This window comes from Pseudomonas sp. G166, from assembly GCF_037027455.2.
In the GTDB taxonomy this organism is placed as follows: Bacteria; Pseudomonadota; Gammaproteobacteria; order Pseudomonadales; family Pseudomonadaceae; genus Aquipseudomonas.
The window spans coordinates 2,141,277-2,166,268 of record NZ_CP146985.1 but is presented as its reverse complement, the minus strand read 5'-3'; the positions used below and the strand labels follow the sequence as shown (position 1 = coordinate 2,166,268).

The window sequence follows — 24,992 nt, the reverse complement described above, 5'->3', positions numbered from 1 at the left end:
ACTTCATTGCTGCAACAGCCCCTCCACCGCAGGCCGCAAGAGCTCCCTGGGCGGCACCCGCAGGCTGAACTCATTTTCCAGCAGATCGATCAACTCATCGGCGTCAGTGATCAAGCGTCGCTCGCTCTCCTGCCCCATCCGGTGCACGGCATAGCTGTTGCCGTTAAGGGTCTTGCGGAACCCATCACCGGTGCGGGCCACCATCAACCGGCCCATAAAGGACGATTCAGGGTGGCTACAGACGTACCAATTGCCGAGGGTGTAGTCGATGTCTTGCTGGCGCTGCAGGTCGAACAGGTACATCGGTCGCCATTCGTCGGCGACGTTGGCCCGCAGCAGGTAGCCATCCTCGTGGAGCTCGATGCGGTACGGTTCGTGTGGGGTGAGCTGGATGTCACGACTGTCCAGCAGCAGCGGCGCAGTGGGCACCATGCCGCCAAAGCCGACGTCGGTGATGTAGCGCACACCGTCGAACGTCACTAGGCTGAGGCGGTGCGTGCGAGCCGTCCAGGCGCCTTCAGGGGCATTCATCACCACCCGCCCGGTGATGCCTCGGGCTTGGAAACCCAGCTCCTGCAGCAGCGCCAGGAACAGCTGGTTGAGTTCGTAGCAATAGCCGCCGCGCCCTTGCTCGAAGACTTTGCGCTCGACCGATTCGAGGTCGATGGGCACGGGCTGGCGCAACAATGTCGAGAGGGTTTCAAAGGGAAATTCGGCCGTATGACGCCATTGGAGCTGACGCAACGTGTCAAGGGTCGGGGCTGGCGGCTTATCGAAGCCCAGCCGTTGCAGATATCGACCGGTATCGCTCAGTCGGGGTTGGCTCATGAAGGTGTCCTTTCCTGGTCCGGTGCAGCGCATGCGTAACGCTCGCTGCTGTTGGGGCGCCAGATATAAGGCATTCCCCTTGCGGAGACAATATGCCCCCTTCAACGCCGCTTGCGCGAGGCCAGCCGGATCCAGGTGGGGGCATGGTCACTGGGGTGCGCCTGGTTCCTGACCCAGGCGTCGACGCCCGCCTCGCTCAAGTAAGGGCTTGCCACTGGGTTGAGCAGCAGATGATCGATGCGCAACCCGGAATTTTTCTGCCAGTGTTGACGGAAATAGTCCCAGAAGGTGTAGATACGCTCCTGCGGATACAGATGGCGCAAAGAATCTGTCCAGCCCTGGTCCAGCAGGCGCTGGTAGCACTCACGGCTTTCGGGCTGCAACAGCGCATCCTTGAGCCAGGAACGCGGGTTGTAGATGTCCATGTCGGTGGGCACCACGTTGTAGTCACCGGCCAGCACTACCGGGTGATCGCTGGCCTGCAGCCCTTGGGCATAGTCGATAAGCCGTTCGAACCACGCCAGCTTGTAGTCGAACTTGGGGCCCGGCTGCGGGTTGCCGTTGGGCAGGTAAAGGCAACCCACCAGCACGCCATGCACCGCTGCCTCCAGATAACGACTGTGGCTGTCTTCATTCCCGCCGGGCAGGCCTCGGCGGCTCTCCAGCGGCTCTGCATCACGGGCCAGGATCGCGACACCGTTCCAGGACGCCTGCCCATGCCAGATCGCACCATACCCCACCGACTCCAGCTCTGCCGCAGGAAAGTCCTTGTCCGCCGCCTTGAGCTCCTGCAAACAGACGATGTCGGGTTTCTCCCGCTCCAGCCACTCCAGCAGGTTAGGCAGCCGGGCCCGGATGCCATTGATATTGAAGGTCGCGATCCGCAGGTTTTTCATGGGGCCTGAACTCGATGTGCCAAGACACTAACTGTGACCAACAACCGCTCGCGGTGGTTGCACAGGTGTTCAGGAACCGGTTTTCGACAAGGCTCGACTCCGAAACCATCAGCTCACCCGGCCAGGGCAGTGCGGTTTCGCAGGCCTGGCGCAACACCCACCGCGACAGCGGGACTATCAGCTCGGTTTGCTCTGCCAATGGCGATGATTCCAACCGATCTCAACGATCCGAGCGCTCCAGCGCATCGAGTCCGCCCTCAGTCGACAACGCCGCCACCCGGTTACGACCGCCGTGCTTGGCCTGATAAAGCGCCGCATCGGCCCGCTGGATGAAAACTTCGATGCTGTCCAGGCTGCTGGGTACAAAGGCGTAGCAACCCAGGCTCACCGTCAGGTAGCCGGTCGGCGAGCCGGAATGAGTGATGTGTTTGTCGATGACTCTGTGACGGATCTGTTCAGCCAGGGCCATGGCCCCCTGCAGATTGGTATCGGGCAGTAGTACCGCGAACTCTTCACCGCCATAACGCACCGCCAGATCAGCCTTGCGGTGGCAGCAGTCCTTGAGCACCGTCGCCACTTCCGCCAGGCAATGGTCCCCTGCCACATGGCCGTAGGTGTCGTTATAGCGCTTGAAGAAATCGATATCGACCATAACCAGACTCAGGGGGCTGCGCTGGCGGGCGCCTCGGCCGAACTCGATGTCCAGGGCCCGCTCGAACAACCGCCGGTTCGCCAGCCCGGTCAGGCTATCGTGGGTGGCAATCAGCTCCAGCGCTTCCTGGGCCTTGCGCAGGTCCGCTTCGATTCGCTCGCTGTTGCGCACCTGACGCACGAATACCCAGCCGAACAGGCAAATTCCCAGGACCACCAGGGCCACGATCAGGCTGGATTGGAAAGCCCTGTCATGCCAGCCCGCCAGGATCGCCTCTTCGGACATCGCCGCGGTGACCACCAGTGGATAGGCCTGCAAATGTTGGTGACCATAAAGCCTGACAACGCCATCGACGGCGGAACGGATGATGGCTTCACCGGACATCCCGCCTACCGAGTCGTGCTTGAAGATTTGCTCTTCGGCCAGAGGATGACCGATCCGCCCCTCTTCAAAAGGCCGACGGGCCAACAGCGTGCCGTCAGACAAGGCCAGGGCCATCTCGCCTTTATCGTCGAGGCTGAAACTTTTGAAGAACCGATCGAAGTAGGACATTTTGATCCCGGCCAGCAGCACGCCCTGGAAGTTGCCGTCCTGATCATTCACACGCCGGGAAACCGGGATGATCCATTCGCCATTTTGCCGACTGCGGATCGCCGGGCCGATATGCGCGATCAGCGAGGCGTTTTGCTGGTGGAAAGCAAAATACTCCCGATCCGCAACCCCCGCTCCTCTGTGCAGGCTCTCAAAGGAGGTGATGACCCACTGACCGTGCTTGTCGAAAAGAAACAGACCATGCAACTGCTCCAGGGATTGCACTCGCCGTGCAAACGTACTCTGCAGTCGCGATTGCAGTGCCGGACCGAAGCCATCAATTTGGATCCAATCGGCGAGACTGGCCAATACCAGATCAGTCTGCAGGAAAGTGTCCTGGGCCTGCTGGGACATGGCTCGGGTCAGGTTGGCCGAGGCGATGCGGGCCGACTCCAGGTCGTGGCGACGGGACTGTTCCAATTGCAGGTACAGCAAACCACAAAGGCACACGCAGACCGCCGCAATAAACATCACCGCTGCCTTGAGCAGAGGGAGGCGTTTGAGGGTACCGCCGGGGGCATGGAACGGATCGAGGATGGGGATTGGCAAGCGAATTCCTGAAGAGGGCAATTCATGAGCAAATCGCTCAAAGCCCCCAATATTCGTGAGCTTAGCCTACCGTCCGGGGGGCCGGCAATTTGCCCGTATTGCGCAGCCGATGGGCGGCTCAGTGGATCCAAAAACCTGTCCAACGCCGGGTAAAACCACCCTCTTCATGGCGGGGGAACGCACCTTGTGGCAAGGGAAGTCTGCGCCCTTGCCACAAGGCAATGGAGTTGCCGGCTCAGCGTACCGGCGGCACCCGGATTTCCCCGGCCCGGCACTGGCCCTTGACTCCCTTGCCACACCTGGCGAACGACAGGTCCTTGTCCATGCACACACGCACCTCCGATAACTGCGGCCCACTGCAAATCACCGCGATGCCGTCATCGGCGATACCTGGATTACTCTGGCGAAACAGCTGGGCGATCTCCTCGGCTTCGAAATAGTGCGAAGAACTGAACGGTTGCAGCTTCGCTGGAATCTCCACCGAGCCAAGCGCCTTGTCGGCAACCTCCAGATACTCCACGGCGCCGAGGCCACTGCAAGTACCGTGCTTGGACCATTCATGCTCGAGCAACTTGCGGGTCGGAAACAGGGTCAGGCCCTTCTCCCGCTCAGCAGTCGTCAACGGCACCCTCGGTGCACAGGACTGCGGCCAGCCGCCCTTGGCGTATTGCGGCCAAAGGCCATGGAGCACAAAGCCATAACCTTTGCCGGAACACTGCACATCGTCCTGGTGAGTCAGGCAAAAAGTCGGTGACCAGGACAGCGACAACACGTAGTAATCAAACACCCCCGCCACGGGTTCCGCTCGTACCTGACGGGGCTCACGGGCATTGCCGATCCCAATGACGCCTACCGTCAGGGCGATCAGCACGAGCATTGCAAAACGTTGTTTCATTGACCCACTCCTTTGGGCGGATGTGCAAAACCGTGATGACGATCCGACCGATGATTGTTGCTACGTTGTATTTCAAGTATTTGAAGGGCAGTGTTTTTACAAGCAAACCTTGCCGGGGGCTATCTAAATTGCGTAACGCCCCCTAACGTAGATCGCCCCTGACTTATAAGTACCCGCCGACCATGAATGAACCCACCCGAATCGTCGACGAACAGGCCCTCGCCAGCCCCTGCACCGTCAGCCTGCGGGAAGCCTTCTGGTTCTGGCTCAAACTGGGCTTTATCAGTTTCGGTGGGCCGGCCGGACAGATCTCGATCATGCATCAGGAACTGGTGGAACGCCGACGCTGGATTTCCGAGCGACGTTTCCTGCATGCCCTGAACTACTGCATGTTGCTGCCAGGGCCCGAAGCCCAGCAACTGGCGACGTACCTGGGCTGGCTGATGCATCGCGGTTGGGGCGGCGTCATTGCCGGGGCACTGTTCGTGCTGCCCTCGCTGTTCATCCTCATTGCGTTGTCCTGGCTGTATGTCGCCTTTGGCGAAGTGCCGGTGGTGGCGGGTATTTTCTACGGCATCAAACCGGCCGTGACTGCAATCGTCGTGCACGCCGCTCACCGGATAGGCTCGCGGGCGCTCAAGAACAATTGGCTGTGGGCGATCGCCGCCGCATCGTTCACCGCAATATTTGCCTTCAACGTACCCTTCCCGCTGATCGTACTGGGCGCGGCTGTCATCGGTTACCTGGGCGGTCGCTGGGCACCGGAAAAATTCAGCCAGAGCAGTCAACACGCCAAGCACCGATCCTTTGGCCCGGCATTGATCGACGATGACACCCCGCCCCCGGACCATGCCCGGTTCAGCGCTTTGCGACTCGCTCGGCTAGCGCTCATCGGCGCCTTGCTGTGGACATTGCCGATGGGGCTGCTGACCGTGGCGTTCGGCTGGGAAGGCACCCTGACGCAAATGGCCTGGTTCTTCACCAAGGCCGCATTGCTGACTTTCGGTGGCGCCTACGCGGTGTTGCCTTACGTCTATCAGGGCGCCGTCGGACATTTCGGCTGGCTGACACCGACACAAATGATCGACGGCCTGGCCTTGGGCGAAACCACGCCCGGGCCGCTGATCATGGTGGTGGCGTTCGTCGGTTTCGTCGGTGGCTACGTGATGCAAGTCTTCGGCCCTGAGCAGGCCTTTCTCGCAGGCGCGGTCGCGGCCACGCTGGTGACCTGGTTTACGTTCCTGCCTTCGTTTTTATTCATCCTGGCCGGCGGCCCATTGGTGGAGTCGACCCACAACGCACTGAAGTTCACCGCCCCGCTGACAGCAATTACTGCCGCCGTAGTCGGGGTGATCCTCAACCTGGCCTGCTTCTTCGGTTACCACGTGCTCTGGCCCAAGGGTTTTTCAGGCGCCCTCGATTGGCCGTCGGCGATCATCGCGGTCACAGCGGCCATTGCCCTGTTTCGCTACAAACGAGGGGTGATCCAGGTGTTGCTCGCGTGCGGGCTGACAGGCCTGGCGGTGCATCTGCTGCGCTAGGCGAGGCGCTTGCTCAGGTAGGTCGCCGAGGCCGGACACAAGGTCTTGAATTGCGCCGTTGCGCTGATCGAAACAGGCGCCAGCGAGCGTTCCTGCACCTGATAGCCATGGGCGGCAAAAAACGCGGCGGCGCTTTGCGTGAGCAAGTGAAGCCGCTCTACCCCTTCGTTTTTTGCAAACGCCTCAAGAGCAGCCAGCACTGCCGCACCAGTGCCTCGCCCCCGGTGCCCCTCGAGGACCACCAACGAGCGCAGCAACCGCTCGGCGCCCCCCCCCTCAATGCCTCCAAACGCCACGACGACGCCTTGTTGGCTGAAGCTGAAAAACTGCCGGCCAGGATGCGTCAGGTCATCCACTGGCAGACTGGCCAGGGTGAGTGCGTCACGCAACGGTGCCAGATCGTTATTGCTCAGCGCTGTCATGTGCATGACTCGCCTCCTCGTAAGTGTCTCAGTAATCTCCATGGGCGCCGATATCCGACAACACATCCTCTCATGACCCAGCGCAAATGAGCCCTCCGGCCCTTCAGCTAAGCTCAACCTATCATCACGACAGGGAATCGACATGAGCAAGGCAGACGAGTTAGCGGCCAAACTGAGGAAAAACCAGCAGACCCGCGCCGACACCGACAACTGCGCCGACCTGGCAATCGAACATTGGCCCGCCCAGGTCTATGAACTGTATCGCCAGGTAGAAACCTGGCTGGCCCCGGTCTGCGAGGCCGGCCTGGACATCCGACGCAACCCTACCCACGTATTCGAAAGCCATTCCAGCGGCTCGACGTACAACTACGCCATCGATCAGTTGGTAATTGAAGGCAACCACCGGCGCATTTCATTCGACCCGATTGCCCGTTTTTCTCCCCTGGGAGAAGGATGCATAGAAGTCCATATGAAGGGACAGGAGCACTGCATTGTGCGGACACTTGGCGAGCATGGCGAATCGCTGTGGCAGCTGCATGCGCGCCGCTCGACCGGACAACAGCCTGGCGCCGTGATATTGGACGAGGACGCCTTGCTTTCACTGATAGAAGAAGGTCTTGGGCTATAACGCAAATGGGCGCCCCTCAAGGTCGCCCATTTTCCGCAGCAGAACTGACTAGACGCCGATCCGGGCCGCCGATTCGAGTACGGGATCGGTCCCGGATTCCGGTAGCGCCAGTCCTACCGCCTGCCGTCCCACAAGGGTGTGCAAGGCGTTGTCGATCTCGTCAGCCGCGCCCTGTGCGTATCGGGCATCTGCCCAACACCAGTAATGATCGGACATCAGCCCGCCCACCGCCTGCGCACACAGCTCATCGCTGTTGATACCCATCTTCCCTGCAGCAGCGATCACGGCCATAAGGGCTTGTTCCAACTGGGAAATTCGCTCGGTAGTCACTGCTAACCAACTCGACAGATCATTATGCGAAGCTTACCAAGATATCACTGTGCCACCAACCGCAGGCGCTCAACGGTCATCCTTTCAATTGCCTTTGGCTTTGCGCCCGCGCGGGCTCGAATTCACAGGCACGCTTTTGCCATATTCATTCCACCATGCCATCAATGCCTCCATCGTCGGCCCGAGCCCGCGGGCCTTTTGCGTGATCTCATATTCAACGCGTGGCGGTACTTCGGCGAAGACAGTACGCGACACCAGGCCATCCCTCTCCAGCTCACGAAGTTGTGCCGTCAGCATGTGCTGAGTAACGCCGGGAATGGCTTTGCGCAGCTCCCCGAAGCGATAGATCCGCTGGTGCAGCAACCACATGATTTCCAGCTTCCACTTGCCCGAGAGCAACGCAAATGCACGGCGCATTTCCTCGTGCATGTTGACCTCGGCACCTTCACTAGTCTGGTTTTCCATACTAACCGTCACTTTTTCATCCTTCTTGCGGGCTTTCATGTTAGGCGACACTCTCGCCCCGGTCATTCACAACCGATGGGGATCAACATGAACCGACTCACAGGAAAAGTTGCCATTGTCACAGGTGCCGGTCGCGGCATCGGTCGCGCCACCGCGAAACTGTTCGCAGCAGAAGGTGCGAAGGTGGCCGTACTTTCACTGACACCGGCAAACGTCAACAGCGTGGTCGCCGACATTGAAGCCGCTGGGGGCACCGCCCTCGGTGTCGTCTGTGACATCGGCAACGCCGATCAGATCGAGGCGGCGGTGAACGAGGTCGTAGCGGCCTTTGGCGGGATCGATATCCTGATCAACAACGCGTTCGATCCCACCGCACCGTTCTCCTCCATCATCGATCTTTCGGTGGAGCAACTGCAGCGCAACTTTGAGATGGGCCCCATCGCCTACCTGAGAACCATGCAAGCCTGCTATCCATACCTAAAGGCCAGCACCGAAGGTCGTGTCATCAACTTCGGCTCGATGGCCGGTGTCATCGGCCTGAACGGCTATGGTCCCTACAACATGGCCAAGGAAGCCGTGCGCGCCCTGACCCGAACCGCCGCCCGCGAGTGGGCCGCCGACAAGATCACGGTGAACAATCTGCTGCCCCTGGCCCACACATGGGGTGACACGGTTGACGTGCCAGCGCCGACCAACGCCCTCGCCCGCTTCGGTTCACCGGAAGAAGACGTTGCCCCCGTCGTGCTGTTCCTCGCGTCCAAAGACGCTCAGTTCCTGACCGGCTACAGCCTGACGCCAGACGGCGGCGCGATCATCGACAGCGCCCGTTGAAGCGGTTTGTCAGCCGGCCGTGCTGCATGCGACTGAGCTCGAAGTCGCTGAAGAGTCTCGAAGTGCCACGCGCGCAGCCAGCATAGAAAAACCGCCAGCAACGCACAGCACGGCCGCGCTGGTTTCGAAGGTCGCTTGATAGCCGCTCAGGTCAAACAGAATGCCGCCCACCGTTGCCCCCGCCGCGATGGCGAGCTGGACGATCGCCACCATCAATCCGCCCCCGGCTTCGGCATTGTCCGGCAGCGTTCGCGCCAGCCAGGTCCACCAGCCTACGGGGGCAGCCGTGGCCACCAGTCCCCAGAGGCCGAGCAGCAGGGTCGTGATCGTCGCTGATCCGCCGAACCACACCAAGGCAATGGCGATGGCCGCCATCAACAGCGGGATGACGACGAGCGTCCGATGCAAAGCGTTTTTCAGGAATGCGCCAATCAGGAAGGTCCCCAGCAAACCTGCCACTCCGATCACCAGCAACATGGCGGAAATCATGGACACGCTCGCCTGCGTCACTGTCTCAAGGAACGGTCGCAGATACGTGAACAGCATGAACTGGCCCATGAAGAACGTGCTGACAGCCAGCATGCCCAGCGCGACCGGTGCCCGGGTCATCAGCGTGAAGACGTTGGCACTGCCTTTGTTCGCCTGCGAATGCATGGAGGGCAGGCGTAACAGCAGCCAGACCAACGCCACCGCCGCAACAGGCACGATGCAAAAGAACGCGCCACGCCAACCGATGATCGACCCCAAGAGGCTGCCCAACGGCGCAGCGATCACGGTCGCCAAGGCGTTGCCGCCATTGACGATGGCCAATGCGCGCGGGACTTGGTCGTGCGGCACCAGCCGCATGGCCGTGGCCGCCGACAGCGACCAGAAGCCACCAATCGCAACACCGATCAACGCGCGCGCCACCATGAATGTCGCGTAGTTGGGTGCCAGTGCGACCACCGTTGCAGAAACAATCATCAACAGGGTCAATCCTGAGAGCAGCCACTTACGGTCAACCCGGGCGGCAAGCGAAGCAATGAACAGACTGGTGATCAGGGCAAAGGCGCCGGAGACGGCAATGCCTTGGCCGGCCTGCCCTTCGCTGACGTGCAAAGCGGCCGCGACCGGCGTCAGCAGGCTGACCGGCATGAACTCCGATGCAACGAGGGCGAATGCGGCAAGCGACATGGCGAGCACCGCGCCCCAAGCGGCTTGGTTCGGGGATTTCGGCAATGAGCTTTCGGTCATGGGATATAAACCTTGGGTTTCTTGATGTACATGAAAGTCGGGCCATTCAAGGCCCAAAGCAAAGAGCTGCGGCACCGATGTCGATGCCGCAGAAAGCAACGCCGAGCGACGGCGTCATCACGGGTTTACTTCAGGTTGTTGCGGAAGAACTCGGTCAACTTGGCGAAAGGGATCAGGTTGACTCGGTCGTAAAGGTCCACATGATTGGCACCCGGGATGATCAACAGCTCCTTGGGTTGTGCGGCCCGCTTGTAGGCATCCTCACTGTACTCACGCGAATGAGCCTCGGAGCCGGTAATGAACAGCAGCGGACGGGGTGAGATGGTTTCAATGTCATCGAACGGGTAGAAGTTCATGAACTTCACGTTGCTGCTCAGCGTCGGCATGGTGATCGTCTGCGGCGAAGCACCGGCAGGAATGACTTGGCCACGTGGAGTCCGGTAAAAATCAAAGAACTCGTCGCCAATCGCGTTACCGGTCAGCTTCATCGGCGAGCCTGCGGTGTATTGGGTTTGGCCACCGATGAATTCCGCATAACGTTGTTCGGCTGCCGTGGCGAGGAACTGCTTCTTCTGCTGCGCCGTCGCCGAATTGCCCAAGCCTTTACGATACAAGTCGCCATGGTTGTACATGCTGACCGTCGCGATTGCCTTGAGCCGCGGGTCGATCTTGGCGGCACTGATGACAAAGGCGCCACTGCCGCAGATACCGATGATGCCGATGCGCTCACGGTCCACGAATGGCCGAGTGCCGAGGAAGTCCACAGCCGCGCTGTAATCCTCCGCGTACATATCCGGCAACACGGCGTTACGCGGCGTGCCCTCACTCTCCCCCCAGAAGGACAAGTCCAGGGAGAGCGTAACAAAACCCTGCTCGGCCATTTTCGTCGCGTACAGGTTGGAACTCTGCTCCTTCACCGCGCCCATCGGATGACCCACGATAATGGCGGCGCTCTTCGCCTTCGGGTCCAGGCCCTTTGGGATAAACAGGTTGCCCGCCACCTTCATCCCGTATTGATTCTTGAAGGTGACCTTTTCCACCGTCACCTTGTCGCTTTTGTAGAAGTTGTCAGCGCCGTTCGACATGTCAGCTCCCATGGTTGAGAAAGAGGCGATAAGCAGCCCGAGGGCCAGCAGCATTCTTTTCACTGGATAGTCCTTCTGTTGGAAGTGGTTCGAGGGGGTTGTCGCCCGCGCAGACTCGAACAGGTATCAAGTAACGCCCTCCTGAATCAGGTTGGATTGCATTTTCAAGGCTCAGGCCGGATCGCAGGTAGCGCATTGCACTGGATTTCTTGCCCAATCCTATGAGTTAACCCATTTCGCGTAGGCAACGCTTCGCTTGGCGAGTTAATGTTCTGCCTATAGCTCTTAACCGCAGATGACATCGAACCCGCCATGACAAACCAACGCAGATCCCTGCAAGAGACGCTCGCCGATATCATTGGCGCCCGGACCACGCAGACGGGCGACTTTGAAATGCCGATTGCCGGACTCAGCTTCTTCCGTCGTGAAGCCCCGGCGGCGCCCGTCATTTGCATGATCGAACCGAGCATTGTGCTCGTGGCCCAAGGCGTGAAGCAGGTATGGGTAGGGGGCAAGGCCTACGGATACGATACCGGGCGGTTCCTCATGACCTCGCTGGATATCCCCGCCAACTCCGAAGTGATGGTGGCAAGCCTGGAACAGCCCTGCCTGGGCCTGGTCATGAAGCTCGACTTGCGGATGGTGGCCGACCTGATTGCCCAGGGCGGCATGCCGCCGCTTCGGGATCGGGTTGCCGGACTCGGTGCAGGAATCGGTACCGCGACGCCCGACCTGCTGGCGCCATTCACGCGCCTGCTGGGGTTGCTGGATGAACCCGAAGCGATTCCCATACTGGCGCCGTTGATCCAACGCGAGATTCACTACCGGCTGTTGATGAGCGACCAGGCCACCCGCCTACGACAGATCGCCTCCGTGGACAGCCAGGGTTATCGGATCGCCAAAGCCATCGACTGGCTGAAACTGAACTACACCGCGCCAATCCGCGTTGACGACCTCGCGGCACGGGTGCAAATGAGCGCCGCTACGTTTCACCATCACTTCCGCCAACTCACCGCGATGAGCCCGCTGCAATACCAGAAGTGGCTTCGGCTGAACGAAGCGAAACGCCTGATGCTCAACGAGCATATGGACGTGGCAAGTGCGGCCTTCAAAGTGGGCTATGAAAGCCCCTCGCAGTTCAGTCGCGAATATGCCCGCCTGTTTGGCGTACCGCCCAAGCGGAATATTGCGGCGTTGCGCAGCCCGGTCAGTGGCAACGAGGTGGTTTGAGCCATGGTGGTTTGATTCAGTTTTTGGACTGTAATGTGGCGAGGGAGCGTGCCCCCGCTTGAGTGCGCAGTACTCATGAAATGGGTCTGTTGCGCAGCCCAGTGGGAGCAAGCTCCCTCGCCACGGGTTTAAATACCCATCGGCTTATCGGTCTTTTCCGCCAACCCGACACACTTCAACGCCAGGATCATCGTCGGATCGACAAGCGCCACGGTGTGCCCATTGAGGTCGAACGCCTCGCAATGCTCGAGCACCAGGGGCAGCTCCGTGCACCCGAGGACCAACACCCCCGCCCCCAGTTCACACAGGTGCTCGGCCGCCAGCAGCAGCTGTTCCCTGCAGAGCCCTTGCGTAAACCCGGCCTTGATCCCCCGCGGCCCGTAGATGGCGTCCATGACCATCGCCTGATAATCGACACCCGGCGTAAGGATTTGCAGCCCGGCGCGGCGTGCCGCCTGGTGATAGACCTGGCTTTGCACGGTACCGGAGGTCGCCAACAGACCAATGGCCTTGCCCGAACCGTACTGGTGCACGACCCACTCCACCGTCTCGGTCAGCATATTGACGATAGGTACCCTCAGGTGTGCCTGGATGCGCTCGACAAAAGCATGGGCGGTATTGCAAGGGATCGCGATGGCATTGGCACCCGCACTTTCGAGACGTTTGCAGGTGGCGTACATGGCCATGGTCGGGTCGGCTTCATCGCGCAGCAGGTTCGCCGTCCGGTCTGGAATCTGCGGATTCTGCTCGACCACCATCTTGATGTGGTCCTGATCCTTTCCCGCCGGTGTATTGGCCACCACCTTGGCCATGAAATCCACCGTAGCGGCAGGCCCGACGCCGCCGACGATGCCCAATTTGAACGGCGGCCGCCTGGGTTGCTGCTGATCCAACGTCGCGAAATCCGCGTAGATCTCGTTGATGTCCAGCACCGCAATCCCACGGCGCTGCAAGTCGGCACACACCAGCGAAAGCTCAGTCATGCCAGGCAGGATCACCGTTGCGCCCTGGGCTTGCAACGAGAGGCACGCCTGGTAGACCGCTTCAAACGGTACGCCTTCGAGGTGACCGTCCTTGATGCCATTGAGGCCGTACATGGCGTCCATCAACCCTGCTTGAGCTTCTGCGTCGGGGTAGACAATCTGGAAGTCTTTCCCAAAATGTCGCTCGAACAATCCGCAATGACGCACGAAGTCAGAGGCGATGACGCCCAGGGTCGTCTGGGGTGGCACTGTATGGCTGACGTGCCGGGCCAAGGCAGCCATCATGTCCAACACGGGAATGCCCAGTTCCTCTTCTATTTCCGCGCGGAAAGTCTGGCTGGCGAAGCACGGGAGCATCACCGCATCGAAACCACTTTCCTCGAACGACTTGCACACCTGGAACACATAGAACTTGCGCGAGGTCATGCTCGCACCCTGGTCCAAGGGTAACAGCACATCCTTGAACGGGTGCTGCTCGAACAAAAAGTGGTAGCGGCCTTGATCCTCGAGCACCGCCCGGGACTTGACCAACTTGTAGAACAGATCGCCCCCGGCCAGCGACCCAAGCCCACCGACGATGCCCAGCTTGCGGGCGACAGAGGCTTGCTGGCTCCACTTCGCTTTAACCTTCATGACCCTCTCCTCAAACAGCCGGAACCGGTTCAGATCGGGACCGCACGGGGGAACGCGCGCCCTCGTCTTCAGCGGCTTCTTCAAGAGGCTCGGACTTGGCGACCACCGCCGTCGCGATGCTGTTGCCCACTACGTTGGTGGCCGTGCGGGCCATGTCGAGGAACTGGTCGATGCCGATGATCAGCAACAGTCCCGCCTCGGGAAGATTGAACATCGGCAGCGTGGCGGCGACCACGACGACCGAAGCGCGTGCGACACCGGCCATACCCTTGCTGGTGATCATCAGCGTCAGAAGAATCAGCAGTTGCTGGGTGAAACTCAGGTCAATGTTGTAGGCCTGGGCTATGAACAGGATGGCGAACGCCTGGTACATCATGGAGCCGTCCAGGTTGAACGAATACCCCAGGGGCAAGACGAAGCTGGACACACGTTTGGGTGCGCCAAACTTCTCAAGCGCTTCGATGGTTTTCGGGTAGGCGGACTCGCTGCTGGCGGTGGAAAACGCCAGGAGGATCGGCTCACGAATGAGCTTGCCAAGGTGAAAAACGGAGCGACCAAGAAACAGGTATCCGGCGCCGAACAGCAGCGCCCAGAGAATCAGAATCCCCAAGTAGAACTCGGCAATCAGCTTGCCGTAATCGACGAGCAAGCCAAGCCCCTGAGTGGTAATGGCCGAGGCGATAGCGGCGAAAACCCCAATCGGCGCGAAGGCCATGACGTAGTCGGTGATCTTGAACATCACCTTGGCCAGCTCCTCGATGGAGTCTGTAATCCGGGTGTAGCCCGCACGTTTGACGCCGGCCAGCGCAAAGCCGAAGAACAGCGAAAACACCACGATCTGCAGGATCTCGTTGTTGGCCATCGCTTCGGCAATGCTGCGCGGAAACACATGGCCAATGAACGCCTTGAGACTGAAATCGCCGGTATTGACTGGCACCGCAGCCGTTGCATGCTGGGCCACATCCATGTTCAGCCCGGCACCGGGTTGAAACAGGTTGACCAGGCCCATCCCGATCAGCAGCGACACGAGTGAAGCGGTGACGAACCAGGCCATCGCCCGTGCGCCAATCCTGCCGACGGAACGTGAATTGCCCATGCTGGCGATACCACCGACCAGCGTCGCAAAAACCAGCGGTGCGATGATCATTTTGATCATGCGCAGGAAAATATCGGTGACCATCGAGAAGTAACCCGCTATCTCTTTGGCACTTTGTTCGCTCCCTGCGAAATGGTGACACGCCCAACCCACCAGCACGCCGAGGGCGATGCCCATTGCAATTCGACGTGGGAGCTTATTCTTCTTCACGGTGCTGTCCTCAAGTAGTTATTGGATTTTTTTACTTGGCAGGGATCAAGTGGATGTACCGATACTCTTGGCGGCATGGGTACTACGGTAAGGATTCTAAGGAGCGGATCCGGGGAGACGATGAGTAATCCTCCTAGCCCCATGCGCTTTTGGAATAGTTAGCGAAAAGCCGCGCCAGGCCTGGGAGTTGCGACATAAAATGACGCACTCATTGCGGGAGATCCCGATATGCAACTCAAATGGTTGGACGATCTTCTGGCGATCGCCGAATGGAAAAATTTCTCCCGCGCCGCCGAAGTCCGCTGCGTGACTCAATCGGCCTTGTCGCGGCGAATCCAGTGCCTTGAGGAATGGGTGGGGGTCAAGCTGGTGGACCGTGGTACCTACCCTGTCCAGCTCACGGCCGCAGGCATCACCTTCTGCGACGAAAGCAGAGAAGCGCTCGCCGGCTTACTGAGGTTGCGTTCGACGCTGCGTGACGTAGAGCGGATGCCGGGACGCTCCATCCAGATCACCGCAGGTCACAGCCTCTCGATGACCTTCCTGCCGAAATGGCTTTCGCAGTTCCAACAAAACACTGAGCAGTTCAATGCTCGGGTGGTCGCCGCCAATATCCATGACGCCGTCATCGCGCTGGAGGAAGGCAGTTGCGATTTGATGATGGTCTACCACCATCCGCTGGCGCCCATCCTGTTGGACGCCGAGCGCTTCGGCAGCCTGACCCTCGGCCACGACGCGTTCATCCCTCTGTGTGCCCCCAACCCGAAAGGCCAACCGCTGTTTCCCTTACCGGGTCGCCCCGGTAAACCAGTCCCTTACCTGGCCTACACCGCCACGACATTCCTGGGGCGCGTGGCGGATATCGTCATCAAGAACGGCCCGGCATCAACCGCATTGGAACGCTGCTATGAAGCCGACATGGCGATGCTGCTGATGCGCATGGCGATCGAAGGCTACGGCGTGGCCTGGTTGCCGCAGAGCGCGGTAGCCGATGAACTGGAGCGAGGGTTGCTGGTCCGGGCCGGCGGCGAGGAATGGAGCACGCGGCTGGAGATTCGCTCGTATTGTGCAATTGCCAATCGCAATCTTACGATGCGCAAGCTTTGGAAGACCTTGGAGGGAGCTTCACTCCATCGACCTGGCAGTGCGTCTGCGGCGCCAGAGGGAACCAACGGATGAACGATCTGCGCTCAGGCTACGCGTTCAAACCGTTCCAGCCGTGGATACCGACGTACAAACCAACACCTATGATCAACACGCTGGACAGGTAAGGTGCGCGCCGCGCAACACTGCTCAACCAAGGCCAGCGGTTGGAGGCCTGCCTTGCCCCTATGGCCGCAGCAGCGCCCACGGTCACGAGGGTGATTGCCAAGCCGATACTGAAGCTCAGCACCAGCATGCCGCCCAGCGCGACCTCCTTGACCTGAAGGCACAGCAGCAAGACGGTAATGGCCGCCGGGCAAGGAATCAAACCGCCTGTCAGGCCGAACACGACGATCTGGCCCGTGGTGACCTCCCGATTGGTGAAGCGCTTACGGATATCGTTGGCGTGCGCCCTTTCATGGGCATCCTGATAGCCATCGAGGGACGGCGCCAGGTCTTGCTGCTCGTGATGGTCGTGATGCTCGTGATGCTCGTGATGCTCGTGATGCTCGTGATGCTCGTGATGCTCGTGATGGTCATGGTCATGGCGATGCTCGGACTTGAACACCTGCTCGCCACGCCAGGTACGCCACAACATCCACAGCGCGATTGCGATGATCAGCCCGGAAGATGCCAGTTGGAAATAGGGTTCGGTGGTCTTGGCATCCAACCCTTGGCCGAGGTACATGCCACCGATGGCGACCAGCCACACCACGGCCGTGTGGGAAAGCGTAGCTGCCAAGCCCAGCAAAACCGCTTGTTTTACCGAGCCACGGATGGCCACGATAAACGCCGCCATCATGGTTTTTGAATGGCCAGGCTCCAGGCCATGCAAGGCGCCCAGCAAGATAGCGCTGGGAAAATACAGCCAGGCGTGAGCGCCCCCCTGTTGCAGCAATTCAGCAAAATTGGGCATGCCGGGCCTAGAGGTACTTGGTGATTTGTTTGAAAGCTTCCAGGGGCGCGCGCTCGCCTTTATTCATCGACGAAACAGTGTCCTCCAGACAGTGATCGATGTGATCCTGGATCAATGTGCGCTTGGCCTGGCACACCGCTTTTTCCACCGCATGCAACTGCTGGGCGATATCCACGCACTCACGCCCCTCTTCAATCATCGTGATAATGCTGCGCAAATGGCCGTCCGCGCGCTTGAGACGCTTGATGATCGCAGCATGGCTTTGGTGGGGATGTTCGTGGTCGTGCGCACTCATGACTTGAGCCCTGGATTTCGGTGAATTAACGCCGCCATCCTATCCCCCCTGGGAGGATATAAGCAAACCCATCGAAACGTTGACTAAGCTGTGGGAGCGAGCCTGCTCGCGATGATGGCAGCACATCCGACATTTTCATCAACTGACCCACCGCTATCGCGAGCAAGCTCGCTCCCACAGGGGATTTGATGTGAACGTAATATCTATGAACAACTCGGAAAAACTGTGGGAGCGAGCTTGCTCGCGATAGCGGCAGCACATCCAACATCTCCATCAACTGACCCACCGCTATCGCGAGCAGGCTCGCTCCCACGGGGTTCCAGGCTGCACACGATGATGAGCAAGGCAATGCAGGCGACCTCGTGAGGTCGCCCACTTTCATTACAACGCCAGAACCTGCGCCTGCAATCGCCGCCCAATCACATCCAGCAAATCACACCCATCGCGCAGAGGGATCGCTAGCACTTGGGCGAAATCATGGAGTACCACCGCGTCCGTACTGATGTCGGAACGCATGGCGAGGTTTTCCAGTAACTGGGTGACGGCGGCGATGCGGTAAGCGGCGGTGTCGTGCAGCACGTCCAGCGGCGCTTCCGTGTCGATCAGGAGCGCGTGGAAATTGTTTTCGATACCGGTGATGGGCATGTAGCGAGACATGAGGGGTTACTCCTGCGGGGATGGTAGGTCAGTGGCGGATTGGGATGCCGCTGGCAAAGGGAGCGAATCCGGGATCGAGATTCGGATATTTGGCAGGAGATATTCTTGGGTGACGCTAGACGAAAGCCACCTTGGATTGGCAGTGGTTTTCGGAGGGTTGGGGGTGAGCTTTTTCATTGGCTTGTACCTAGGTTATGTAAAGGAACTGCCTTCACCACTTCCACCTGGTGGGTGGCAGCTGTACGCGGGTGTGGAAGACCGAGAACCTAGGACCCGGCGCACCCGAAGGCGCCCCGCGTACAGCCGCCGTAATTTAACAGCAGACCTAGGAAAAGCGTCTGCTTTTTAATTTAGCGGTGCAACGCGCTAGGTTTTCGTGAGGGCTTCCACACCCTCTCGCTGAATTTGCAGCGACGGAGAAAACTTAGCTCACGGGGTAATTGGGTGGATAGTCAGCGGGGAGCGACGCAGTTTGAGGGAAATTTCCGATGGGGTGTCCGGAGATGGATTGAGCTGCGCAGCTAGGGGTGACAAGGACAAATCTCGAAACGAATGAGTGCTCAACGCTTTGGCATCATCAAAGATTCTATCGTACGGTGAAGCGCAGCCATGGGCGCACGAATAGCTTTAAAAATGAACTGCGCAATACCCAAGGATAGCTTATGAGAGAAGAATACGACTTCAGCACGGCCAAGCGGGGTCCCGTTACGAGCAGCGAAGGAAAAACCCACATAACCATCATGCTTGATGATGAAGTGATCAAGGCCGCTTGCGAGTACGCCGAAAGTGCCGGCACTGGATATCAAACCGTCATCAACCATCTACTGCGCCGAGGCCTGCTATCAAAGACTGCTCACAATCTGGAATAGTCAGCCCGAAAGCAGCCCCGCACAGTCAAACTTGATTCGTCCAGGCGCGACGTAGGCCATGCCAACAGGATCGGCTATAATCCGCCCACCAGCGCGATTTGAGGTCCAGCCCATGGGCAATGTCAGCCTTGAAACCAAAAAGGCCTATGCCGCCAGGACGCGTAGATCCAACTACGCGGCTAGCCTCCGTCTGGAAGGTTTCAAAACGACCCTTGCGGACGGCGAACGCAAAATGCCAACGCGTGAAGAGGTCTTGAAGGCCTTCACCCAGACCAGAACCTGATGGCTGACAAATATGGAGTCGGTGAAGACGCTTATTGCTATCCCGGCTCCACCGTCCTTCGCAACAAACTCGATATCCGTGACGAACCGACCCTGAGCGAAGCCGAACAACAGCTCTCGGCCATTGCAGCGGACAACGTCGAATTCAGCCCTCCTCCCTACAGCCTGGCCTACCTTCAAAACATTCATCGAATCCTCTTTTCTGACCTGTTCGAATGGGCCGGAGAACTGCGCACCGTCGGCATGTCCAAACAAGCCACCCGCTTTTGCCAACCCGAATACATGGAGAAAGAAGCCAGCAAGATCTTCATGGTCATGGCTGCGGCAAACTGGTTCGAGGGCATGGAGCGAGCTGAGCTGATAGCTGCTGTGGCAGAGGCCTATTCCGACATCAACGTCGTACACCCCTTCCGCGAAGGCAATGGCCGTGCGCAACGCATCCTGTTTGAACACCTCATCATGAATGCCGGGTTTGAAATCAGTTGGTGGGGGATTGAGAAGGACGAGTGGATCTACGCCAATATCGCGGCTTATAACGGCGTCATGGAGCCTATGGAGCAGGTTTTTGAGAAGTGTATTGGGCAGGTGATTCAAGCTTGACCGTACGACGTTATTCCCCCCGCTCAGCGGCTTACTGTTTATTTCGCCAAGTGATACAGTCACCGCCAATCAACATCTGCTGAAGCACTGAAAATGTACAGAACGAGATCTTTCCCACCCAACAAAAAAGGTCGCGACTTTGTAGTGGGCGACATTCATGGACATTTCAAACTTCTAACAACGGCCTTAGACAAACTAGACTTCGACACTGAGCTGGATCGTATTTTTTCCGTGGGAGACCTCATCGACCGCGGCCCCGACTCCATAGATGTATTGAACTGGCTCGAGAAGCCGTGGTTCCATGCCGTGCGTGGCAATCATGAGCAGATGCTTATTGACTGTATCTCCGGCCAAGGGGACATACCCCGACATATCCGAAACGGTGGCGCCTGGCTCTACGAGCTACAACCCCCCGTCCAACATGAACTCTTGAAAGCCTTGCAAGCACTCCCACTGATCATTGAAATCAATTTATCAAGCGATCAAACAATCGGAATAGTCCATGCCGAAGCCCCTGTCATCAGGAGTAACGATGGATGGCAGGAAGCCAAGGACGCTATCACTGGAAGTTTTGGAGAGCAACATCAGCGGCAAGCCTTGAAAACTGCGCTGTATGCAAGAGAGAAGATCGAGCAACAAGATCACACTTCCATTAAAGGAATAGACCGGCTCTATGTAGGGCACTCTTCAGTACCCGGTGTTATACACTTGGGCAATGTTGTCTATATCGACACCGGCTGCTCATTTTCTGATGGTGCGTTAAGCCTGGTAGAAATTCAAACCGAAACCATTATTAGCTTAAGCATGAGCCAGTGACGTAAGGCCCAGTTTGTTATTTTGCCCCCCAACGCGAGATCAGTCGCGTTCACTCTATCCCATACCTGATAAACTGTGCCCCCTCCGCAATTTGCATCCCAGATCTCCCATGCCTCTACAAAAAATTCCACCTCAGCCCATCTCTCGACGCTTCTCCGTCGCGCCGATGATGGATTGGACCGACGCCCATTGCCGTTTCTTCCTACGCATCCTCTCCAAAAACGCCCTGCTCTACACCGAAATGGTCACCACCGGCGCCTTGCTCAACGGTGACCACGAACGCTTCCTGCGCCACCACGAGTCTGAACACCCGCTGGCCCTGCAACTGGGCGGCAGTGTTCCCGCTGACCTGGCCGCCTGCGCCCGTATGGCCCAGGAGCACGGCTACGACGAGGTCAATCTCAACGTCGGCTGCCCCAGCGACCGGGTGCAGAACAACATGATCGGCGCGTGTCTGATGGGGCATCCGGGGTTGGTGGCCGATTGTGTGAAGGCCATGCGTGACGCGGTGTCGATTCCGGTGACGGTCAAGCATCGGATCGGGATCAATGGGCGCGACAGTTACGAGCAGTTGTGTGAGTTTGTCGGAACGGTGCGTGAGGCCGGGTGCACGAGTTTTACCGTGCATGCGCGGATTGCGATTCTGGAGGGGTTGTCGCCGAAGGAAAATCGGGACATCCCGCCGCTGCGTTATGACGTGGCCGCGCGGTTGAAGGCGGATTTTCCGGAGTTGGAGATCGTGCTCAACGGCGGGATCAAGACGCTGGAGGCGTGCCATGAGCATTTGCAGACCTTCGATGGCGTGATGTTGGGCCGCGAGGCATATCACAATCCGTATCTGCTGGCCGAGGTGGATCAACAACTGTTTGGCAGCAATGCGCCGATCATTACGCGGGCCGAAGCCCTGGCGCAGTTGCGGCCTTATATCGCCAATCATCTGGCCGCCGGGGGCGCGATGCATCACATCACCCGTCACGTACTCGGCCTGGGCACCGGTTTTCCGGGAGCACGGCGGTTTCGGCAGTTGTTGTCGGTGGATATTCACAAGACCAAGGACCCGTTGGCGTTGCTGGATCAGGCGGGGCAGTTGCTGGAAGGGCGCTGACTGTCAGTTGCTTTGAACCTGCGGCCGGTTTTGGCATCGTATTTACCGATACCCGCTCCGGCCTTTCAAACAGCCGTTTTCAGGTTGTTGCCGCCGGGGCCGTTGATACCTCTTCACACCCTTGAGTGGCTGCCGGCCCTCGGGTAATGTCAACAGACCCATAGGACAGAGCACGCCCATGACTTCCAAGCTGGAACAACTCAAAAAATTCACTACCGTAGTGGCCGATACCGGCGACTTCGAAGCCATCGCCCGCGTTAAACCCGTGGATGCCACCACCAACCCTTCCCTGCTGCTCAAGGCTTCGGCCATCCAAGGCTATGCCGAGCTGCTGAACGCCTGCGTCGCGGACTGCAAGGGTGATGTAGGCTTGGCCAGCGACCGTTTCGGCGTGGCGGTTGGACAAGAGATCCTGAAGGTCATTCCGGGACGTATTTCCACTGAAGTGGATGCGCGCCTGTCGTTCGATACCGAAGCCATGTTGAAGCGTGCGCATCGTCTGATCGATCTGTACGAAAAGGCCGGCGTTGGCCGTGATCGCGTGCTGATCAAGATTGCTTCCACTTGGGAAGGTATTCGCGCCGCCGAGAAGCTGGAGCGTGAAGGCATCCAGTGCAACCTGACCCTGCTGTTCTCCTTCGCCCAGGCCGCGGCCTGTGCCGACGCCGGGGTGTTCCTGATTTCGCCGTTCGTGGGCCGAATCTACGACTGGTACAAAAAGGCCAATGGCAACGACTACACCGGTGCCGATGACCCGGGCGTGCAGTCGGTAACGCGCATCTACAACTACTACAAGGCCAATGACTACAAGACCGTGGTCATGGGTGCGAGTTTCCGCAACCTCAACCAGATCGAACAACTGGCCGGCTGCGACCGCTTGACCGTCAGCCCGGAACTGCTGGAGAAACTGGCCGCAGACGAAGGCAAGCTGGAGCGCAAGCTGGCGCCAGGGCAAGCTGGGGAAGCACGCTTGAACCTCAATGAAGCGCAGTTCCGCTGGTTGTCCAACGAGGACGCCATGGCGACTGAGAAACTGGCCGAAGGTATTCGTCAGTTTGCCCGGGACCAGGAGAAGCTGGAGGCGTTGCTGCAAGCCAAGCTTTGAGCTGATTCACGGATGTGAAAAGGGCGAACCTTGGTGGGTTCGCCCTTTTTTTTATGCGGTTTGGCTTAAGCGATGTGGCGGCTCGCCAAACGCTATAGCGAGCTTGCTCGCGATGAGGCCGGTGCAGCCTACATAAAGCCCAAGGCTCAAGGCCGCTCCAGCGCATTCACCAAGTCATGAAACGCTTCACGATTGGAGTCATTGAGCCCCATGAGGATCTTGTGGGCTTCAAGCACCTTGATCCGCACTTCTTCTTCAGACTGGTCCTGGTCAGGCAGGTCGTCCAGGCATTCAGGGCATGGCACGGGATCGCCGACGATGTTGAACACCTGATCGAAGCCCATGGACTGCAGCAGCCGGGTAATGTCGTTGTGGGTGGTGACGACGGTCGGCAGCAAGCCGACCTTCTGCCGCGACAGGATCGACAGCTTGGCCAGCAGGCCCAACGTAGTGCTGTCGATGCTACGGGTTTCGGTCAGGTCAATCACGATGGCGTTGAAATTCAGCGCTGTGAAGATCCGCTCAATAGTCGCATCCAACGCCGAACACAGGGTCAGGCGCACTTCACCGACAAACTTCAGGACAAAGGTGCCGTCCTGCTCGGCGAACTGGATTCTACCAGTACTCATCAAAGGTTCCTGCTCAACACTAACAGGGCGATATCATCCGGCATCTCCCCGAGCGTGGCTAATCCAAACACTTGACGCAAGCCTTCCAGGCTGCCGCCCGCTGCGCTCACCCGTTCAGGCAAGGCCGCTTCTTTCTCTTTGAGTGTAGGTTCCGTCAAAAGGTCCAAAATGCCATCAGACATCAGCGTCAAACTGAATGTCGGAGGCAGTTCCAGCACGTGGTCTTCATAGGTGGCCTCGTTGAACAGGCCCACTGGCAAACCACGCCCTTCCAGGTAACGAACACTGTCTGGCGTGTACAACACAGGCAACGGCAGGTGACCGCCGATGCTATAGGTCAACAAACCCGTCTCCTCGTCGATGACTCCACCGACCATTGTGACGTGTTTGCCCAGCTTACAACTGATCAGGCCTCGGTTGATATGCCCAAGGACTTCTGATGGCTTGAACTCCGGCAATGTGCCATTGCGCTTGGATTCGAACAGCAGGCGCGTGGTCATGAACTTCAACAACACCGTCACGAACGCCGAGGAAGCGCCATGACCGGAAACGTCGGCCAAGTAGAACGCAACTCGTCGCTCGTCGACCCGGAAATAGTCCACGAAGTCTCCCGACAGGTACAACGACGGGATGATCTGGTGGGCAAAACGGAAACCGTCGACAGTCCAGGGGCTGACCGGCAGCATGTTCATCTGCACCTGGCGCCCGGCGTTCTGGTCTTCCTGCAACAGGTTCAGGCTGGCTTCCAGTTCGCGGTTGGCGGTTTCGAGCTTTTCGCGATAACGCTGGTTTTCCACCAACAGGCGCGAACGGTCCAAGGCCCGGCGCACCGAGTGCTCGAGCACAGCCAGGTCTTCCAGGGGCTTGATCAGGTAATCCGCCGCACCCAGGCGCAACGCCTCGACCGCGTCGTTCATCACGCCCGCGCCCGAAACCACGATCACCGGGGTCTGCGAGGAGATCTCGGTGACCTGGCGAATGAGTTCGAGTCCGCCCATCTGCGGCATGCGCAGGTCGCAGATGACCAGGTCGGGCTTGTCTTGCTCGAATACCTGAAGACCCTGTTGGCCATTGCTGGCCTGCAGGACGCTGAAACCACTGTCTTCCAAGTAGGCCGCGAGGCTGGCTCGCACCACTTCGTCATCATCGATTATCAGCAGCGTGGCACTGGTTTTTGGCATGTGGGCAAACGGCGCCAGAATTAGGTTGGCGTAGCGGGCTGAGGCAATTGGCCTGGCACGCACTACTGGATTCGCTTTCTAGCCTCTCTGTCGTACCGGCTTCAGGCCTATGCCCTACACACAGCTACATCAGAGGTGCCCTTCTAAGGCGCAGACGGTACTCCCATCCGCGGGGCGTTTCAAGCTCAGGCAGATAGCCGCTTGCCGTCTTTATTTGTCAAAGTACAGAGAGTTATAAGAACCGAGCGAAGCGTAACTCAATGGAAGGATCAAACCCGCTCCAAAGCACAGAAGGC

Annotated in this window: 26 protein-coding genes and 1 pseudogene; 11 read left to right on the top strand and 16 right to left on the bottom strand. The window is 58.9% G+C overall.

The annotated features are described in order from the left end of the window. Positions 1 to 3: 3 nt before the first annotated feature. The 4 genes from SGN16_RS09715 to SGN16_RS09700 all read right to left on the bottom strand — a co-directional run bounded on the left by SGN16_RS09715 (position 4) and on the right by SGN16_RS09700 (position 4,411). Positions 4 to 828, bottom strand: coding sequence for an arylamine N-acetyltransferase (locus tag SGN16_RS09715; RefSeq protein WP_210643724.1), 825 nt, complete (start codon positions 826 to 828; stop codon positions 4 to 6). Between the two features lie 101 nt (positions 829 to 929). Continuing rightward, complete coding sequence (gene xth / locus SGN16_RS09710; RefSeq protein WP_335944846.1) at positions 930 to 1,724, bottom strand: exodeoxyribonuclease III; 795 nt, start codon at positions 1,722 to 1,724, stop codon at positions 930 to 932. A 220-nt stretch (positions 1,725 to 1,944) separates the two neighbouring features. Then, positions 1,945 to 3,516: a GGDEF domain-containing protein gene (locus SGN16_RS09705; RefSeq protein ID WP_210643722.1), complete on the bottom strand. Its 1,572-nt coding sequence runs from the start codon at positions 3,514 to 3,516 to the stop codon at positions 1,945 to 1,947. 235 nt (positions 3,517 to 3,751) lie between these two features. Continuing rightward, positions 3,752 to 4,411: a ribonuclease T2 gene (locus SGN16_RS09700; RefSeq protein WP_335944847.1), complete on the bottom strand. Its 660-nt coding sequence runs from the start codon at positions 4,409 to 4,411 to the stop codon at positions 3,752 to 3,754. A 182-nt stretch (positions 4,412 to 4,593) separates the two neighbouring features. Here SGN16_RS09700 and chrA point away from each other — a divergent pair, with 182 nt between their 5' ends. Beyond that, positions 4,594 to 5,952, top strand: coding sequence for a chromate efflux transporter (gene chrA, locus SGN16_RS09695; RefSeq protein ID WP_210643720.1), 1,359 nt, complete (start codon positions 4,594 to 4,596; stop codon positions 5,950 to 5,952). Here chrA and arsN2 read toward each other — a convergent pair. Further along, positions 5,949 to 6,380: an arsenic resistance N-acetyltransferase ArsN2 gene (arsN2, locus tag SGN16_RS09690; protein ID WP_210643719.1), complete on the bottom strand. Its 432-nt coding sequence runs from the start codon at positions 6,378 to 6,380 to the stop codon at positions 5,949 to 5,951. The two genes, chrA and arsN2, sit on opposite strands and share 4 nt — an antisense overlap. Before the next feature lie 136 nt (positions 6,381 to 6,516). On the opposite strand from arsN2, the gene SGN16_RS09685 reads away from it, so the two are divergent. Next, positions 6,517 to 7,002 (top strand): hypothetical protein, encoded by a 486-nt coding sequence (locus SGN16_RS09685; protein WP_335944848.1) that lies wholly within the window; start codon positions 6,517 to 6,519, stop codon positions 7,000 to 7,002. A gap of 48 nt (positions 7,003 to 7,050) precedes the next feature. On the opposite strand, the gene SGN16_RS09680 is transcribed toward SGN16_RS09685, so the two are convergent. Both SGN16_RS09680 and SGN16_RS09675 read right to left on the bottom strand, forming a co-directional pair. Next, positions 7,051 to 7,308, bottom strand: coding sequence for a hypothetical protein (locus SGN16_RS09680; RefSeq protein WP_210643717.1), 258 nt, complete (start codon positions 7,306 to 7,308; stop codon positions 7,051 to 7,053). A 108-nt stretch (positions 7,309 to 7,416) separates the two neighbouring features. Further along, positions 7,417 to 7,836, bottom strand: a complete 420-nt coding sequence (locus SGN16_RS09675; RefSeq protein ID WP_335944850.1) for a helix-turn-helix domain-containing protein — start codon at positions 7,834 to 7,836, stop codon at positions 7,417 to 7,419. 48 nt (positions 7,837 to 7,884) lie between these two features. On the opposite strand from SGN16_RS09675, the gene SGN16_RS09670 reads away from it, so the two are divergent. Next, positions 7,885 to 8,628, top strand: a complete 744-nt coding sequence (locus SGN16_RS09670) for an SDR family oxidoreductase (protein WP_210643716.1) — start codon at positions 7,885 to 7,887, stop codon at positions 8,626 to 8,628. Positions 8,629 to 8,637: 9 nt separating this feature from the next. Here the strand turns inward: SGN16_RS09670 and SGN16_RS09665 are convergent, their stop codons facing one another. Both SGN16_RS09665 and SGN16_RS09660 read right to left on the bottom strand, forming a co-directional pair. After that, a complete protein-coding gene (locus SGN16_RS09665; RefSeq protein ID WP_210643715.1) occupies positions 8,638 to 9,861 on the bottom strand; it encodes an MFS transporter in 1,224 nt (407 codons plus the stop codon). 125 nt (positions 9,862 to 9,986) lie between these two features. Then, on the bottom strand, positions 9,987 to 11,009 hold the full coding sequence (locus SGN16_RS09660) for an alpha/beta hydrolase (RefSeq protein WP_335944851.1): 1,023 nt from the start codon (positions 11,007 to 11,009) through the stop codon (positions 9,987 to 9,989). Between the two features lie 249 nt (positions 11,010 to 11,258). On the opposite strand from SGN16_RS09660, the gene SGN16_RS09655 reads away from it, so the two are divergent. Then, on the top strand, positions 11,259 to 12,176 hold the full coding sequence (locus SGN16_RS09655; RefSeq protein ID WP_335944852.1) for an AraC family transcriptional regulator: 918 nt from the start codon (positions 11,259 to 11,261) through the stop codon (positions 12,174 to 12,176). A gap of 128 nt (positions 12,177 to 12,304) precedes the next feature. On the opposite strand, the gene SGN16_RS09650 is transcribed toward SGN16_RS09655, so the two are convergent. Together SGN16_RS09650 and SGN16_RS09645 are read right to left on the bottom strand one after the other, a co-directional pair. Then, the gene (locus SGN16_RS09650; RefSeq protein ID WP_335944853.1) at positions 12,305 to 13,792 is read right to left on the bottom strand and encodes an amino acid racemase; all 1,488 of its coding nucleotides are present in this window, start codon (positions 13,790 to 13,792) and stop codon (positions 12,305 to 12,307) included. Between the two features lie 10 nt (positions 13,793 to 13,802). Further along, on the bottom strand, positions 13,803 to 15,098 hold the full coding sequence (locus tag SGN16_RS09645; protein WP_210643711.1) for a dicarboxylate/amino acid:cation symporter: 1,296 nt from the start codon (positions 15,096 to 15,098) through the stop codon (positions 13,803 to 13,805). 228 nt (positions 15,099 to 15,326) lie between these two features. Here SGN16_RS09645 and SGN16_RS09640 point away from each other — a divergent pair, with 228 nt between their 5' ends. Beyond that, positions 15,327 to 16,277 (top strand): LysR substrate-binding domain-containing protein, encoded by a 951-nt coding sequence (locus SGN16_RS09640; RefSeq protein WP_335944854.1) that lies wholly within the window; start codon positions 15,327 to 15,329, stop codon positions 16,275 to 16,277. A gap of 16 nt (positions 16,278 to 16,293) precedes the next feature. Here the strand turns inward: SGN16_RS09640 and SGN16_RS09635 are convergent, their stop codons facing one another. From SGN16_RS09635 to SGN16_RS09625, 3 genes are all read right to left on the bottom strand, one after another. Beyond that, positions 16,294 to 17,157: a nickel/cobalt efflux protein RcnA gene (locus SGN16_RS09635; protein WP_335944855.1), complete on the bottom strand. Its 864-nt coding sequence runs from the start codon at positions 17,155 to 17,157 to the stop codon at positions 16,294 to 16,296. A 7-nt stretch (positions 17,158 to 17,164) separates the two neighbouring features. Further along, positions 17,165 to 17,452, bottom strand: coding sequence for a metal-sensing transcriptional repressor (locus SGN16_RS09630; protein ID WP_335944856.1), 288 nt, complete (start codon positions 17,450 to 17,452; stop codon positions 17,165 to 17,167). A 381-nt stretch (positions 17,453 to 17,833) separates the two neighbouring features. Further along, positions 17,834 to 18,109 (bottom strand): hypothetical protein, encoded by a 276-nt coding sequence (locus SGN16_RS09625; protein ID WP_103308880.1) that lies wholly within the window; start codon positions 18,107 to 18,109, stop codon positions 17,834 to 17,836. Between the two features lie 662 nt (positions 18,110 to 18,771). On the opposite strand from SGN16_RS09625, the pseudogene SGN16_RS09620 reads away from it, so the two are divergent. From SGN16_RS09620 to tal, 6 genes and pseudogenes are all read left to right on the top strand, one after another. Further along, positions 18,772 to 18,954: pseudogene (locus tag SGN16_RS09620) on the top strand (BrnA antitoxin family protein); the annotation flags it as partial. 136 nt (positions 18,955 to 19,090) lie between these two features. Beyond that, positions 19,091 to 19,261 (top strand): YhfG family protein, encoded by a 171-nt coding sequence (locus SGN16_RS09615; protein ID WP_335944857.1) that lies wholly within the window; start codon positions 19,091 to 19,093, stop codon positions 19,259 to 19,261. Next, positions 19,261 to 19,860: a putative adenosine monophosphate-protein transferase Fic gene (locus SGN16_RS09610; protein WP_335944858.1), complete on the top strand. Its 600-nt coding sequence runs from the start codon at positions 19,261 to 19,263 to the stop codon at positions 19,858 to 19,860. Before SGN16_RS09615 ends, SGN16_RS09610 begins: the two co-directional genes overlap by 1 nt. A gap of 144 nt (positions 19,861 to 20,004) precedes the next feature. Further along, the gene (locus SGN16_RS09605) at positions 20,005 to 20,676 is read left to right on the top strand and encodes a metallophosphoesterase (RefSeq protein WP_335944859.1); all 672 of its coding nucleotides are present in this window, start codon (positions 20,005 to 20,007) and stop codon (positions 20,674 to 20,676) included. Between the two features lie 109 nt (positions 20,677 to 20,785). After that, positions 20,786 to 21,781: a tRNA dihydrouridine(20/20a) synthase DusA gene (gene dusA, locus SGN16_RS09600; RefSeq protein WP_335944860.1), complete on the top strand. Its 996-nt coding sequence runs from the start codon at positions 20,786 to 20,788 to the stop codon at positions 21,779 to 21,781. 178 nt (positions 21,782 to 21,959) lie between these two features. Next, a complete protein-coding gene (gene tal / locus SGN16_RS09595) occupies positions 21,960 to 22,886 on the top strand; it encodes a transaldolase (RefSeq protein ID WP_210643696.1) in 927 nt (308 codons plus the stop codon). Between the two features lie 146 nt (positions 22,887 to 23,032). On the opposite strand, the gene rssC is transcribed toward tal, so the two are convergent. Then, complete coding sequence (rssC, locus tag SGN16_RS09590) at positions 23,033 to 23,515, bottom strand: anti-sigma factor antagonist RssC (protein ID WP_134923527.1); 483 nt, start codon at positions 23,513 to 23,515, stop codon at positions 23,033 to 23,035. Further along, positions 23,515 to 24,696, bottom strand: a complete 1,182-nt coding sequence (gene rssB, locus SGN16_RS09585; RefSeq protein ID WP_210643695.1) for a two-component system response regulator RssB — start codon at positions 24,694 to 24,696, stop codon at positions 23,515 to 23,517. The genes rssC and rssB overlap by 1 nt, the downstream gene beginning before the upstream one ends. Positions 24,697 to 24,992 lie beyond the last annotated feature (296 nt).